Raw genomic sequence first — 15152 nt, 5'->3', positions numbered from 1 at the left:
TATGAAAAATATAATTACAATTAGCAGACAATTTGGAGCAGGTGGTAGCACAATTGGCCAGGCAGTGGCAGAGAGACTTGGATACTATTATTGCGACAAAGATATGATTGTAAGGACTGCCATAGAAAGCGGAAATCTTTCACCTGAGGAGATTCGCTACTATGATGAAAAAGTTCCAAAGGAATTTGGATTTGGACAAAGCTTATTTGATTTTTACAACAAGCCTTTAGATGAGCGGCTTTTTAATGCGCAAAGAGAAGCTATTAGAAAGGTTGCTGAAAAGGGTAATTGTGTAATCGTAGGACGAAATGCAAACTTTATTCTTAAGGAATATGATAAGAGTCTTCATGTTTTCATTTCTGCAAGCGAGCGCTTCAGATTAAAGAGAATGATGGGTAAAATGCCAGATGTGCCGGAAGCTAAGGTCCTTGAGAGATTACATTCTGTTGATAAGGCTCGTAAGAAATATTGTAAATATTATACACACACAGAATTTGGTAATGCAGAATTCTATGATTTATCAGTAAAGAGTTCAACACTTGGAATAGATAATTGTGTAGATATCATTTGTAATGCGGCAAAGTTTTAGTGGATAGACTATTGCGTATTGACATGGGAAAAGATAACTAATTATAATTAAAAAAAATATTTTGTTTTCGACAAAGGCGTCGCATTTATTTGCGTCGCCTTTTTTTATGCTAAAAAAGCAAAACGGAGATGGTAAATCAAGAACAATTCTTGGAACTACGGTGGAATAGTGAATTAAAAAATGGGAAGGAAGGTAATATGATAAAACTTAACGATTATTTGTATGATGGTGAGACGATTTTTAGAATACTGCAAAAGTATATGGATGATTTAGAGGCAAGCGCGATGGATTCCCATAATCAAATAGATATAGTTCATTGTTCATTTCTTGAAACAATATACGAGTTATTGGAGCATAATGAGTTCTTGACGTCTCAGTCCCAGCGAATAAGAGAGTTTTATAAATACATGGTGGAGAAGTATTATTATCTTGCATTTACTTTTAAAGGGAGAATTAAATCCATTATCAGATCAGAGGAAAAATTTAATAGATATATAGTGGATTTTATATATGAGTATTATCAGCAGTATCATCATTTTCCTGCTATACAGGAAGTAAAAGAAAAGTTAAGCTGCTTCAGGGATTTGATTGCTTATAGGATAGTAATATCCTTGCCTAAGTGTCACCTTAAAGAGGGACAGGACAGTGAGGAAGAAGAGATAAAGCTATTATACGAAATAGCAAATGCACTTCCCTCTTTTTTATCAGAACAGGGATTTGCTGTTGTGAAATCAAATCTTGAGGGTAGGGAATGCTCTGACTTGTTGGATGAGAACTTGAGAGATATTTATAGAGATTATGTTCATGAGCCAACCAGTGCTGGATATAGATCTTTGCATCTAACACTGTTTGATGAGATGGCAAGATGTTATGTAGAAGTTCAGCTTAGAACAAAGGCCATGGATGACAGCGCAGAAATAGGAAATTCAAACCATTTAAGATATGTGAAGGCTCAAGAACAGCAGCATAGTAGAAGAAATGAAATACCAGTAGGAGAATGTTTATACTTCGATGAGGCGTATGAGCGAGTGGTAGCTCTTGAAGATATAGATTTATCAAAGATAGATGTAAATATGTTTACAGCGGAAAATAACAGCCTGATTAATGATGGATGTGGACTATTTAGGGGTAGACAGATTTTGCCGTTTGAACATTTATCAAGATTTCAAAATGGATTGGTGGATTAAAAAAGTAGATTAATAACTTGGGGGAATTTACAATGGCAGCATTTGATAGAGTATGTTCTGGTATTCCGCAAATGGATGAGCAGTTTGACAACATTAGATTTGGGGATAATGTTGTCTGGAGGGTGGATAAGCTAGAGGATTTTATGCTTTTTGCAGGTCCATACGTGAAGCAGGCAATAGAGGATGGGAGAAATCTAATTTATGTTAGATTTGCATCTCACGAGCCACTCTTTGAACCACAGGAAGGTTTGAAGATTGTTAATGTGGAACTGTCCCACAGATTTGAGACTTTTACAGTTGCTATTCATGAAATAATTGAAAGGGAAGGTGTTGATGCCTTCTTTGTATTTGATTGTCTGTCAGAACTTCAGACTGCCTGGGCTACAGACCTTATGATGGGTAATTTTTTTCAAGTAACCTGCCCATATCTTTTTTCACTTGATACTGTGGCCTTCTTCCCATTGATTAGAGGTAAGCATTCATTTAAAGCAATAGCTAAAATTCGTGATACAACACAGCTATTTCTAGATGTTTATTCAGATTCAAAGCATGTATATGTAAGGCCAGATAAGGTTTGGAATAGGTATTCTGAGACAATGTTTTTGCCTCATATTTATGAGCCTGAAAATGGTACATTTAAGCCGATGCTTGATGGTGTAATGGCTAGCCATTTTTATCAGTTACTTGAAACTGAAACATCAAATGCAGACCGTGGAAACAAGGATAGTTGGGATAGATTTTTTGATATGACAAAGACCATGCACGAAAATGGCATTGACGTCACTGAGCAGTGTAATAGAATGTGCAATATCATGATGAGCAGAGATGAAAGGATGCGCATCATGATAAAAGAAAACTTTAGGGCCGAGGATTATCTTAATGTGAAAAATAGGATGATTGGAACGGGCATGATAGGTGGAAAATCCTGCGGAATGCTCCTTGCCAGAAAGATTATTGAGAACAGTAGGCCTGATATATTTGATAAGTTTGAGCCCCATGATTCCTTTTATGTGGGCTCTGATGTATTTTATACATTTATTGTGGAGAACCACTTTTGGGATATTAGGGTAAGACAGCGAAAGCCAGAAGAATATTTTAGTTTGGCGGAGGAGTTTGCAAATCGTCTAAAAACGGGAAAGTTTTCGCGAGATATGGAAGAAGAGTTGGTTAAGCTTCTTGAGTATTACGGTCAAGATCCAATTATTGTAAGGTCTAGCTCTATTTTAGAAGACGGATTTGGCAATGCGTTTGCAGGAAAGTATGAATCAGTATTTTGCCCGAATGCAGGGGATATGGAACAAAGACTTTTGGAACTTGAGGATGCGATTCGTACAGTTTATGCTAGCACGATGAGTAAGTCAGCCTTAGATTATAGAAATCGTCGTGGACTGCAGGCAAGAGATGAGCAGATGGCTCTTTTGATTCAGAGAGTTTCGGGTTCATATTATGGGGAATATTATATGCCTTGTGCAGCAGGCGTTGGTTATTCATACAGCCCATATCGATTTATGGAAAGTCTGCAGCCAACAGCAGGAATGCTTCGTCTAGTAATGGGACTTGGAACGTCAGCAGTGGATAGAACGGAGGGCTCATATCCAAGACTTGTAAGCCTTGATAAGCCAAAGGCCTCAACAGCGAAAAATAGCATCGAAAAACATAGATATTCGCAGAAGAAACTGGAACTTATTAATCGAGCTGAAGGGAAGTTGCAGCAGGTAGAGCTGGATACAATAAAACCATTTATGCCATTTTATTTACAGGGCCTGCTTTTAGAACATGATTATGAGGCAGAAAGCATCTATCGTGAACAGGGACATCCTAGAGATATACAGTTTATTTCTTGCTATGGAATAGTTACAAAGGATGAATTAATGGCTCAGATGAAAGACATTTTGAGAACTATTCAAGAAACATATGAATATCCTGTGGACACAGAGTTTACTATCAATTTTGCTGAGAATGGAGATTATGTAATTAACATTCTGCAGTGCCGACCGCTTCAGATTTTTGAGGATTCAATGGATTTTGAAATGCCGGAAAATATTGATGAAAATAAGATTTTATTTGAATGCGAAAAGTCTTCAATGGGATTATCCAGAGTGGAAAAGATGGATTTAATAGTCTACGTTGATGCTGTTAAATATTACAACATGGGCTACAAGGATAAGTACATTATTGCTAATGCCATCGGAAGGATAAATTGGAAGATGCGTAATCAGGGAAAAAAGATGCTTCTCATGGTACCAGGGCGCATTGGAACAACATCTCCTGAGCTTGGAGTACCTACAGCATTTGCGGATATAAGTGAGTTTGAAGCAATTTGCGAGATTGCAAATTCTGAGGCGGGATACAATCCAGAGCTTTCTTATGGAAGCCATTTCTTCCAGGATCTAGTGGAATCAGGAATACTATATAATGCCATTTTTGAAAATGAAAAGACGAAGGTCTTTAATATGGGATTGTTGAAGGGAAATAAGAATATTTTGGTAGAGATGGATAGCAATTATAGGGAGATAGAAGAAATAGTAAAAGTGTATGATGTTTCCGAAAAGGATATTTACTTATGCAATGACATGAAAAATGAAAGAATAATATGTTATGAGAGATAGAATTATGCTATTATCTTTTCCATGAAATATGAATGCATCGTAGAAGCAAAATTTATATCTAGACCCAACAGATTTATAGCTAATGTAGAGGTCCATGGAGAAGAAATAAAAGTCCATGTAAAAAACACGGGACGTTGTAAGGAATTGTTAATTCCAGGAAGGACTGTGTACTTGGAAAAAGCAAGTAATCCTGATAGAAAAACACCTTTTGATTTGGTGGCAGTAGAGACACCTATTGGGATTGTAAATATAGATTCTCAGGCACCAAACGCTGTAGTAAAAGAGTGGCTTATGAAGCAGGACTACGACCTGGTTGTGCCTGAGTACAAATACGGGAACTCTAGAATCGATTTTTACATGGAAAAAGGAAAGGATAAATATCTTCTTGAGGTAAAGGGCTGCACCCTGATAAAAGATGGGATAGGTTACTTCCCAGATGCTCCTACCGAGCGAGGAGTAAAGCATCTTAGAGAACTTACCGCAGCCATAGACAAAGGATACAAAGCCATGGCAGCTTTTGTAATTCAAGTGGAGGGCGTCAGTGAGGTAAGACCAAACATAGAGACCCACCCTGAGTTTGGGGTAGCCCTTAATGAGGCTAAGGAAGCAGGGGTAGAGGTGCTTAACTTAGAGTGTAATGTGAAAAAGGATGAGCTTACAATAAAAGCTTCTAAATCATGATGATTTAGAAGCTTTTTGTATATATTAGCCACCCTAAAACTAAATGAATTGCAAGAATGAAAGGCATTCCAATGACGAAATACCAGTGTTTTGTCTTGTGGCGGAATAGGTACATACCTAAAAGAGTGCCGATACTGCCTCCGATAGCGCTGACTAAAAATAGAGTTTTTTCTGGGATGCGCCATTGATTTGAAATAGCCTTCTTTTTATCAAGTCCCATAACGGCAAGACCTAGTGCATTCATCATCACTAAATAAGAAATAATAATATCTTTCATAAATAATCTCCCTAGCAAATAGTATGGGTCTATTATAAAAAATCTAAAATAAAAGATGCAAACTATTTGTCTAAAATAAAAAAAGATTTATCATATAAGGAGGGATTAGGAAAATGGGAGAAATGTTATGCTTAGTAAGACACACATTGCAATAGGAGTGGCCAGCTCTCTTACAATTCTGGCGCCAGAGACTATACAAGAACTGTGTCCTATTGTTATAGGGGCATCGGTAGGAAGTATTTTATGTGACATAGACTGTAAGATCGGTGTATCAAAGGATGCAGTATTAGGCAGGTCTATAGCCACCATACTATCAGTGGCAGCCTTGTATATAGATATTGTTGCTCATGGCAGCATGTTTGAATACTTTATGCAGACCCACATTATTTCTTTGGTTCTTGGGCTTTTGATAATATTGATTACCGGGTATTTTGCTAGAGAATCGGAACACAGAGGATTTTCTCATTCTCTGACGGCATTTGGACTATATGGAATAGGTATATTTTTATTTTCAAAGCCAGTGCTTTTAGGCTTCATTATAGGATTTGCATCCCATTTATTGCTGGACGTTTTAACATATCGTCCGGTCCAGTTGTTTTATCCTAGAGAAAAGGGAGTAAGCCTTAAAATATGCAAGTCCAAGTCAGCGCTTAACACTGTAATAATGATATTTGGCTATATTTGGCTCATCGCGGTTTGCGTTTTGTACTATCAGCATTTTTTGGTTTTACTGCCAAAAAGGGGGTAAAATCCTATTGATTTATACATAGTGCACAGTTTTAGGTGTTGCAATTTGTTTAATTTGTATATTTGCCCAATGGAACTTTCTAAAAAAGATGGTATTCTAATGGTGTAATTAGGAATCAGCTTAATAGGAGGTTAGACGATGGGCTTATTTAGAGAGTTATTTGACAGCGAAAACGGCACATTAATGACATTCGTTGAGTATTTAAAGAGCGGATATGTCGACTAAATAAATTTTGAAAAGCATTTCGGAGTGTCCTTATAAAGGGGCACTTCTTTTTTTTACAATAATATCAGCAGATAACCTGCCCAGAAATGGCGGGATTAATTAACAGACGTAGGAGGTGCTGGTATGGAGAAGATTAAAATATACATAGACATGGATGGATGCATAGCAAAGTGGAACATGGATGCATCAATAGAAGACACATTTGAGCCAGGATATTTTGCAGCGTTGGAGCCGGATGAGAGATTGATAGATGCGGTTAAGATGCTTTCAGAGGAATATGATGTCAGTATTTTATCAGCTGTTTATCAGGATAATCATTCCATGGATGACAAAATAACGTGGCTTGATAACAACGGTTTAGGACATTTACAGAGGATATTTGTTCCTTATGGCCAGCCCAAGCAAAAGTATATAGATCAGGATTTTACATCTATTTTAATTGACGACTACTCTAAGAATTTGGAGGAGTGGATTTTAGCTAAGAATTGCTATGGAATCAAATATCTAAATGGGATCAATGCTACAAAGGGCATGTGGAATGGATTTATGATATCTAGCCGTATGAATCCTAATGCAATGTGCACCACTATAAAAGGGATTGTGTCTCAATTAATTGCGCAAAACACACTTGCAAAAAGTGCATAGATTAGCGATAATCAATCTTAAAGGGGAGGAGAGTTTTTTAGTGTAAAAGGAGGATAAAAAATGGCAGAGAACAAATACGCAGGCACTAAGACAGAGAAGAACCTTTGGGAGGCATTTGCTGGCGAATCAATGGCTCGCAACAAATATACATATTTCGCTTCAGTTGCTAAGAAAGCTGGATACGAGCAGATTGCAGCATTATTTTTAAAGACAGCTGACAATGAAAAGGAGCATGCTAAGCTTTGGTTCAAGGCTTTAGGCGGAGTTGGAACTACTCCAGAGAATCTTCTCCATGCAGCAGAGGGTGAGAATGCTGAGTGGACAGACATGTATGATCGCATGGCTAAGGAAGCAGATGAAGAGGGCTTCCCAGAACTTGCAGAACAGTTCAGAGGTGTTGGTGCTATCGAGAAGGCTCACGAGGAGCGCTATCGCAAGCTTCTTAACAACGTAGAGGCTATGGAAGTATTCAAAAAGAGTGGCGTAACTATGTGGGAGTGCCGCAACTGTGGTCACATTGTAGTTGGAACAGAGGCCCCAGAGGTTTGTCCAGTTTGCAAGCATCCAAAGGCATACTTCGAGGTTAGAGAAGAGAATTATTAATTCTTAACACTATGGATTTGTTTTCAGGGTCAATGTTGACAAGCTCAGCATGGCCCTGATTTTATAAGAATTTTTTTAGGAGGATAGTTTATGGTAAAGCACGTTATTTTATGGACTTTAAAGGAAGAGTTTTCCCCAGAGGAGAAGGCTAAAATCAAGGCTGGTATCAAAGAGGGTCTTGAGGCACTTCAGGGCAAGATTCCTGGATTAATTGATATAAAGGTTTACACAGAAGGATTGCCAAGCTCAAATGCAGATTTGATGCTTGATTCTTCTTTTGAGGATGAGGCATCTCTTAAGGGATATGCAGTTCATCCAGAGCATGTTGCTGTAGCAGACGGCAAGGTACGACCATACACAGCATCAAGAGTGTGCCTTGATTTTGAGGTATAGATAATAAGTAATACGAAAAGAGAAGCAAAATGAAGATAGTATTCCTAGACAGAAAAACAATTGGAGAAGACATTGATCTCTCTGGGTTTGAGAGATTTGGAGAGGTGGTTATCTACGACTATTCTACTTCAGAGGAAGTCCCTGAGAGAGTAAAAGATGCAGATATTATCGTACTCAATAAGGTGCTAGTTAACGAGTCAACAATTGGTCAGGCAAAATCCTTGAAGCTTGTGTGTGTCACAGCTACAGGTACCAACAACCTGGACAAGGATTATCTTGCCAGCAGAGGCATAGAATGGAGAAATGTAGCTGGCTATTCTACAGAGGCAGTTGCCCAGCATACACTTGCACTTGCACTTCACCTTTATGAGCACCTAAGCTACTATGATGAGTATGTAAAAAGTGAGCGCTATGTTAATGATAGGATGTTCACTCATTTTGAAAAGCATTTCAATGAAATCAGTGGCAAAACATGGGGCATAATCGGACTTGGCGCAATTGGAAGCAGAGTGGCTGAGATTGCAACATGCCTTGGAGCCAATGTAGTTTATTTTTCTACTACAGGACGTAATCACTCAGATATCTACAAGGAAGTGGATTTTGATACACTTTTATCCACATCGGATATCATCACTATCCACGCACCACTTGATGAAAATACACTTCATTTGATTGATAAGACTGCCCTTGAGAAGATGAAAAACACAGCTATTCTGGTAAATGTGGGAAGAGGTCCTATTATTGTGGAAAAAGACTTAGCTGACGCACTAGAGTGTGGACAAATTGCAGCAGCAGGTCTTGATGTACTTGATGTGGAGCCTATGTCTAGCGACAATCCACTTGTTAGAATCAAGGACAGCACAAAGCTTATTATCACACCTCATATTGCATGGGCGGCTGTAGAGGCAAGACAGCGTCTAATGAAAATTATCGAGGGCCAGATAGAGGACATCATTTCTTCAAAATAATCTGATAAACTGAAGTTCCTAAGTAATTAAAAATGGGGACTTGGCTTATGGATTTTAACTTTCAGGATGAAAACAAGCCATACTCATCTGATGATGCGTATGAAGATTTGGAAAAGATTCGCGATATTTTGCATGATGCTCAAATGAGGATAAATAAGGACAAAATTAATAAGGCAAATATCGATGTTAGTATAAACATAGATTTACCCGACTCAAATAAATAGAAAAGGCTGTAACAACAGTCTTTTCTTTATGTTTTAATAGAGGCAAATTTTAAAAAGAAAGAGAGTAATATTATGTGGTTATTTTTCGCTCTTGCGACTACCTTTATATGGGGTCTAGCAGAACTATTTTATAAGAAGGGTGCAAGGCCTGATGAGAAGTTTGCTCATCTTAAAATATGCGTCTGCGTAGGTTTCATAATGGGCATTCATGCCGTATTTACACTTATAACAGGAGATATTGGATACGACCCTAAAAATCTCATTAATTATCTTCCAGTATCCCTTTGTTATATTATTTCAATGGCATTTTCATTCTTCGGAATGAGATTTATAGAAGAGTCCATCTCAGATCCAATCGAAAACACATCTGGTGCTATTTGCTCCCTTTTAGCAGTTGTAGTTCTAGGTGAGACTATTGCAGCAGGTTCTGCGATAGCCATTGTAGTAATTGTAATTGGTATATTAGGTATTGGATTTCTAGATAATACAGGAGACACTGATAGAAAGAAAAAGCTTGGGAAGAAGATGGCAATTATAGCATTTGCAATGCCATTTTGCTACGCAATCATAGATGCCATAGGAAGTCTTCTTGATATATATTTCCTTGATATTGAAACAAGCCCACTTTCAAATATCACAGAAGCAACAATTGAGGATGTTGCCAATACATCCTATGAGCTTACATTTTTCATTTGCGCAGTAGTTCTTTTGATATTTATGAAAATCAAGGGAGTTAAATTTGAACTTCCTACACAGAGGGATAAGATTTTAGCAGGTGTTTGTGAGACAGCAGGTCAGTTTACATATGTGTATGCCATGAGTGGAGATGGAGCAATTGCAGCCCCTATCATTTCATCGGTATGTGTAGTATCACTTATTCTGTCTAGAATTGTTTTAAAAGAGAAGCTTACTAAGCTTCAGTATTTCTTCCTGTTTTTAGTAATTGCCGGAATTCTAGCCCTTGCAGTGATTGAGGGAGAATAGAATAGATGGTATAATAAACGGAAAGTGTGTAATATTTTGGGGATAGACATTGAAAATATTGGTTTTTACGTGACGTTAGGAGGGGAAGTTTGAGTGAGAAAAACGAAGTAGTAATGTCTACAATTGACTACTCTGATGGGGATATATTAAGGATGCTTAAGGACTTGCCAGATGCATGCTGTGTTTTCCAGGTGGTGACAGATCCATTTGGTACAGTCCGAGACATGCTGTTTCTATTTGCCAATGAAAAATACGCTTCATTAGTTGGCAAACCTTCCGCTGAGTTAATAGGCGCAACCTATTACTCGACGGTATCTAATAGGGACGAGGATTGGATTAGGCTTAGTTATCAAGCTGCAATCATGCGTCAGTCTGTAATTAATCGCACCTATAATACACAATTTAATAAATGGTTTGAATTCTGGGCGGTGCCTGTATTTAAAAAGGGATTTTGTGCCTTTATTATTCATGACGTAACAGCTGAAAAACGCAAGGAAGATACCAAGGAAATAACTACAAAATCCAACAACGTAATTATTGAATGCGCTAAAGCATTGTCTGCAGGTGATTTCAAAAAAGGAATTAAGGCTGCTTTGAAAATCCTCGGAACAACCCTTAAAGCTGACAGGGCTATGATTATAGAAAATAACAAGGGTGAAATAGGAGAAATCGTCGAATGGTCGGACAGAGTAAATGGAACAGGACTGCCATCTAGAAAAGAATTCGAGCAATACGACATTTTTACAATGTGGAACAAGCAGATGTATGGCGAGAATATAATAATTATCGAAGATACATTGCTTGTAAATGTAAAAAACCAACAAGCCTATGCAGGTATGTTATCAGGAAAAGTTTCAAACTACGTGCTAGCTAAATTGACAGATAAAAATACGATTATTGGATATTTGCTGGTTGATAATATCAGTCGAGAAACAGATGTAAATATAAAAGAAGTAGTTGAATCTGTAGCAATTTTTATCTCAGAAGAAGTTAGAAACTATATCCTTCAGTCGGAAATGCTATATATGAGTGAGCACGATATTCTCACAGACGCTGGAAACAGAAAAGCTTTTAACTCTAAAATTGGAATGCTAGAGGGAATGGATATTTCCGTTGGAATATGCTTTGTGGATATAAATGGATTGAAGTCGGTAAATGATGAGATGGGACATGAAGCAGGTGATAATGTAATAAAAGAGGCCTCTGAGGCAATAGCATCCATCTTTAAAAAGAAATATTGCTATCGAATTGGTGGAGATGAATTTGTGGTAGTGATGCCTCAGGTTAGTGAGGAGACTTTTGCCCAGCATGTAGAGAGACTTCGAAAGAAGAGTAAAAAGATTTCAATGGCGATAGGTTCTGTATGGAGCGAAAAATGCTTAGATGTTGAGGATTTAGTTAATATAGCAGATAAAAATATGTATGCTGACAAAACAGAGTTTTATAGCAAAAACGATAGACGAAAGGAGTGATATATAATAAAATAATTTAGCGTACTAAAGTGAAAGAGAGGACGGAAGAAATGGTTATTTCAAAAAGTATGGAAGCCCTAGTTGCTGGAAGTTCTACTATCAGAAAGCTATTTGAAGAGGGCTTACAATTAGCGGCAGAAGTTGGTTCAGAAAATGTTTATGATTTCAGTTTGGGAAATCCAGCGTCACCGGTGCCGGCAAAAGTTACTGAGTCAATCAAAGATATATTAGCTGAAAATCCAGACTCTTACGTCCATGGATATATGAAAAATGCAGGATTTGACGAGGTTAGAGCTAATGTAGCAGTAAATCTTAATAAGAGATTTGACATGGGCTATGATGCAGGAGATATCGTCATGACAGTTGGTGCAGCAGGCGCCATGAACTGCATCTTCAGAGCACTTATCGAGACAGATGATGAAGTTATTGCATTTGCCCCTTATTTTGGAGAGTATCGCAACTATGCAGCTAACTACGGCGGCAAATTAGTTGTTGTCCCACCTGATATGGACAACTTTGATTTAAATATTAATGAATTAGATGCCCTTATCAATCCAAAGACTAAGTGCATTATTATCAATAATCCTAACAATCCATCTGGTAGAATTTTCCCAGAGGAGACAATTAAGCAGCTTGGCGCTATAATTGAAAAAGCAGAAAAAAGAATAGGTCATCCAATTTACGTACTTGCGGATGAGCCATATAGAGAGCTTGTTTATGATAATGAGGTGGTACCTTATATTCCTTCAATTATCAAGAACAGTATTTATATCTATTCATTCTCTAAGACACTTTCTCTTCCAGGTGAGAGAATTGGTTACATGGCTCTTTCTAAGAAAATGGATTGTTATGACGAAATGATAAATGCAATGGCTGTAGCAAATAGATGCTTAGGCTATGTTAATGCACCATCATTATTCCAGTTGGTTGTTTCTAGATGTTTGGATGAGGGAGTAGATCTTGATTTCTACGATAGAAACAGAAAGCTATTATATGACAAGCTTACATCCCTTGGTTTCAAGGTAGTTAAGCCACAGGGCGCATTTTATTTGCTTGTAAAGGCACCTATGGAGGACGAGGAAGAGTTTGTTTCTCTTGCTAAGAAGCATCACATTATTTTGGTATCTACCAAATCCTTCGGTTGCCCAGGATATATTAGAATGGCATATTGCGTAGACTATGAGATGATTAAGCGCTCAATACCAGCATTTGAAGCTTTGGCTAAGGAGTGCGGACTCTAGTTTATACAGGAGGCGATTTATTTGAGAAAGAAATTATTATCTGCAGTTTTAATAGCTGGAATGATGTTATCACTTTCAAGCTGTGCTAAGAAAAGTCAGGAAGTCATTTCAGATATGGCTGGCTCTGATGACACTCTTACCGTGTATGCTTGGGATGACAATTTTAATATTCCAGCCCTTAAGGCAGCTGAAAAGGATTACAAACAGGTTAATCCTAATTTTGAATTGAATATTGTGAATATGGGAAATTCAGATGCCATAGAGGATGCTGTTGAGGATGCCTATAAGGCAAAGGATTTCTCTTCACTACCAGATATAGTTTTATTTCAGGATCACAGTATCCAGAAGTATGTTAAGGCATATTCCGGTTCTTTTATGTCAGTTGAAGATGCCATTGTAGACTGGGATAATCTAGGCTCTGATAAGGTATCATATTCAGTGGTAAATGGAGTTCACTATGGTTTTCCAGTGGATTCAGGTACTACAATTTTTGCATATAGAGTAGATATTTTAAAAGAATGTGGATATACATTAGAGGATGTTACCGATATCACATGGAAAGAGTTCGATGAAATCGGTAAAGACGTATATCAGAAGACAGGAAAGTACCTAATTAGCGCCATTGGTAAGGATAATGATTTAATCTACATGATGCTTCAGGCTGAGGGTGAGTCCCAGTTCAGAAGCGGTAGTCCTTTTATTGTAGGCAATGAGAAGCTAAAAGAGGTAGTAGAGACAATTGTACAATTAGTTAATGATAACGTACTTTATCTTGCAGAGGATTGGGACGATTACGTTGATAATGCTATTGGAAATGATATGGTTGCCGGTGTCTATGATGGCAACTGGATTATTAGCTCTATTCAGCAGGTTAAGGCTAATTCAGGCAAATGGGAAATCACATACGCACCTACATTTACAGGCATTCCAGGCTACGCATCAAATGGTGGATCATCTCTTTGTGTGACTTCTAATTGCAAGAACTCTATGTTAGCCAAGGACTTTTTGGCATATACATTTGGCGGTGGTTCAGCAATAGATGGCAGCTCAATCACTTATGATGATGCTTTACTTAATGCAGGAGTTGTAGGTTCTTGTGTTGCAGCAGCAGGCTCTGATGTATATACTCAGGGTGTTGAGTATTTTAACAATCAGCCAATTTACGCAACAATAGTAGAGTACTCTCAGCTTGTTCCATCGGTAGAACAATCGGATTATCATTATGTATGTAGAAAATACATGTCACAGGCAGTGCTTGATATTATAAAAAATGGCACTGACATTGATGAGGCACTAGCTACAGCTGAGACAGAATATAAAAAGGAGACCGAACCAAAGTATTAGTTTAGGAAATAGGTAATGGCAAAGCAAAAACGTCAGATAGAATACAGGTATTACGAGATTCCATCGGATGAATATGTGCTTGCTCTTTTGGGGGAAAGCTGGGTTCAAAGCTACGGAGCGGAGACAGAGAACCTTTTACATTTTCATAATTATATGGAAATAGGGTATTGCTATTGGGGAAATGGCAAACTTACTATTGAGGAATCCACCGTTAATTATAAAGGTGGAATAATCACTATAATCCCGGAAAATATACCTCATGAGACCAAAAGTCTTAATGATGGCATATGCAAATGGGAATACCTGTTTATCGATATTGATAATTTTATTAGAAAAGAAATGCAGTTTCATAGATTGATACCTGAGGAGGTTATAAAGCGTATTAACAACCAAGGGTACGTCATTCAATGGAACCAAAATAAAAATCTTACAGCTTTAGTTCGTTCTGTAATGGAGGAGTATCGCGAGAAAAAACCTTATTACAGACAGGCTGTTAAGGGTTATCTTAGAGCATTTGTTGCAGAGCTATTGAGGCTCAATGAAGACATGAGCTCATCTCTTACACTTGAAGAGAAGCGACTTAATAGCTATATCGAGCGAAGTGTTAATTACATTGCGGAGCATTTTGCTGAGGAGATTAAAATGTCGGATGTGGCGGACGAATGCGGATTATCTGAGAGTCATTTCAGACGTATATTTGAAGAGAGCATGAGTATGAAGCCTCTTGATTATCTGAATATGATTCGCATTGATAAGGCTTGTGAGCTTATGCAGACCACAGATTACGCCATGGAGGAGATAGGATTTAGAGTAGGCTATCAGACTCCATCTACATTCAATCGCAATTTCAAAAAGCTAACTAGCAAAACTCCATATCAATGGAAAAAGGACAAGAACACTACAGGACTTACAAAAAAGAATTATAAAATCAGCGCTAAGAAGGGCTGGTAGGAAAGAGAATG

General features: G+C 37.8%; 16 protein-coding genes. 15 read left to right on the top strand and 1 reads right to left on the bottom strand.

Going from position 1 to position 15152, the window contains the following annotated elements:
* Position 1 precedes the first annotated feature (1 nt).
* The 4 genes from F0Q01_RS08955 to sfsA all read left to right on the top strand — a co-directional run bounded on the left by F0Q01_RS08955 (position 2) and on the right by sfsA (position 5066).
* Positions 2-589 carry an AAA family ATPase gene (locus tag F0Q01_RS08955; RefSeq protein WP_090488268.1) on the top strand — a complete coding sequence of 196 codons (588 nt, stop codon included), beginning with the start codon at positions 2-4 and terminating at the stop codon, positions 587-589.
* Between the two features lie 197 nt (positions 590-786).
* Positions 787-1776: a guanosine polyphosphate pyrophosphohydrolase gene (locus F0Q01_RS08950; RefSeq protein WP_090488266.1), complete on the top strand. Its 990-nt coding sequence runs from the start codon at positions 787-789 to the stop codon at positions 1774-1776.
* Positions 1777-1808: 32 nt separating this feature from the next.
* On the top strand, positions 1809-4385 hold the full coding sequence (locus F0Q01_RS08945; protein ID WP_090488264.1) for a PEP/pyruvate-binding domain-containing protein: 2577 nt from the start codon (positions 1809-1811) through the stop codon (positions 4383-4385).
* Between the two features lie 21 nt (positions 4386-4406).
* A complete protein-coding gene (sfsA, locus tag F0Q01_RS08940) occupies positions 4407-5066 on the top strand; it encodes a DNA/RNA nuclease SfsA (RefSeq protein ID WP_090488262.1) in 660 nt (219 codons plus the stop codon).
* A gap of 4 nt (positions 5067-5070) precedes the next feature.
* Here sfsA and F0Q01_RS08935 read toward each other — a convergent pair whose 3' ends face one another.
* The gene (locus tag F0Q01_RS08935) at positions 5071-5343 is read right to left on the bottom strand and encodes a DUF1294 domain-containing protein (RefSeq protein WP_090488260.1); all 273 of its coding nucleotides are present in this window, start codon (positions 5341-5343) and stop codon (positions 5071-5073) included.
* A gap of 127 nt (positions 5344-5470) precedes the next feature.
* On the opposite strand from F0Q01_RS08935, the gene F0Q01_RS08930 reads away from it, so the two are divergent.
* The 11 genes from F0Q01_RS08930 to F0Q01_RS08880 all read left to right on the top strand — a co-directional run bounded on the left by F0Q01_RS08930 (position 5471) and on the right by F0Q01_RS08880 (position 15141).
* Complete coding sequence (locus F0Q01_RS08930; protein ID WP_090488258.1) at positions 5471-6091, top strand: metal-dependent hydrolase; 621 nt, start codon at positions 5471-5473, stop codon at positions 6089-6091.
* 348 nt (positions 6092-6439) lie between these two features.
* Complete coding sequence (locus F0Q01_RS08925; protein ID WP_090488256.1) at positions 6440-6961, top strand: 5' nucleotidase, NT5C type; 522 nt, start codon at positions 6440-6442, stop codon at positions 6959-6961.
* Between the two features lie 60 nt (positions 6962-7021).
* Positions 7022-7564: a rubrerythrin gene (gene rbr / locus F0Q01_RS08920; RefSeq protein ID WP_090488254.1), complete on the top strand. Its 543-nt coding sequence runs from the start codon at positions 7022-7024 to the stop codon at positions 7562-7564.
* A gap of 90 nt (positions 7565-7654) precedes the next feature.
* Entirely contained in the window at positions 7655-7957 is a 303-nt protein-coding gene (locus F0Q01_RS08915; RefSeq protein ID WP_090153152.1) for a Dabb family protein, read from the top strand.
* Between the two features lie 29 nt (positions 7958-7986).
* Positions 7987-8925, top strand: a complete 939-nt coding sequence (locus tag F0Q01_RS08910; RefSeq protein WP_090153150.1) for a D-2-hydroxyacid dehydrogenase — start codon at positions 7987-7989, stop codon at positions 8923-8925.
* A gap of 47 nt (positions 8926-8972) precedes the next feature.
* Positions 8973-9149 (top strand): hypothetical protein, encoded by a 177-nt coding sequence (locus F0Q01_RS08905; RefSeq protein WP_163927207.1) that lies wholly within the window; start codon positions 8973-8975, stop codon positions 9147-9149.
* A 72-nt stretch (positions 9150-9221) separates the two neighbouring features.
* The gene (locus F0Q01_RS08900) at positions 9222-10133 is read left to right on the top strand and encodes a DMT family transporter (protein WP_090488252.1); all 912 of its coding nucleotides are present in this window, start codon (positions 9222-9224) and stop codon (positions 10131-10133) included.
* An 89-nt stretch (positions 10134-10222) separates the two neighbouring features.
* Entirely contained in the window at positions 10223-11605 is a 1383-nt protein-coding gene (locus F0Q01_RS08895) for a sensor domain-containing diguanylate cyclase (protein ID WP_242941854.1), read from the top strand.
* Between the two features lie 50 nt (positions 11606-11655).
* Positions 11656-12846 carry a pyridoxal phosphate-dependent aminotransferase gene (locus F0Q01_RS08890; RefSeq protein ID WP_090488250.1) on the top strand — a complete coding sequence of 397 codons (1191 nt, stop codon included), beginning with the start codon at positions 11656-11658 and terminating at the stop codon, positions 12844-12846.
* Positions 12847-12867: 21 nt separating this feature from the next.
* Positions 12868-14190 (top strand): ABC transporter substrate-binding protein, encoded by a 1323-nt coding sequence (locus F0Q01_RS08885; protein WP_090488248.1) that lies wholly within the window; start codon positions 12868-12870, stop codon positions 14188-14190.
* A gap of 15 nt (positions 14191-14205) precedes the next feature.
* Positions 14206-15141: an AraC family transcriptional regulator gene (locus tag F0Q01_RS08880; protein WP_090153139.1), complete on the top strand. Its 936-nt coding sequence runs from the start codon at positions 14206-14208 to the stop codon at positions 15139-15141.
* Positions 15142-15152: the final 11 nt, after the last annotated feature.

The organism is Pseudobutyrivibrio xylanivorans, from assembly GCF_010906925.1.
GTDB lineage: Bacteria > Bacillota > Clostridia > Lachnospirales > Lachnospiraceae > Pseudobutyrivibrio.
This window is presented reverse-complemented; position numbering and strand designations above follow the sequence as displayed.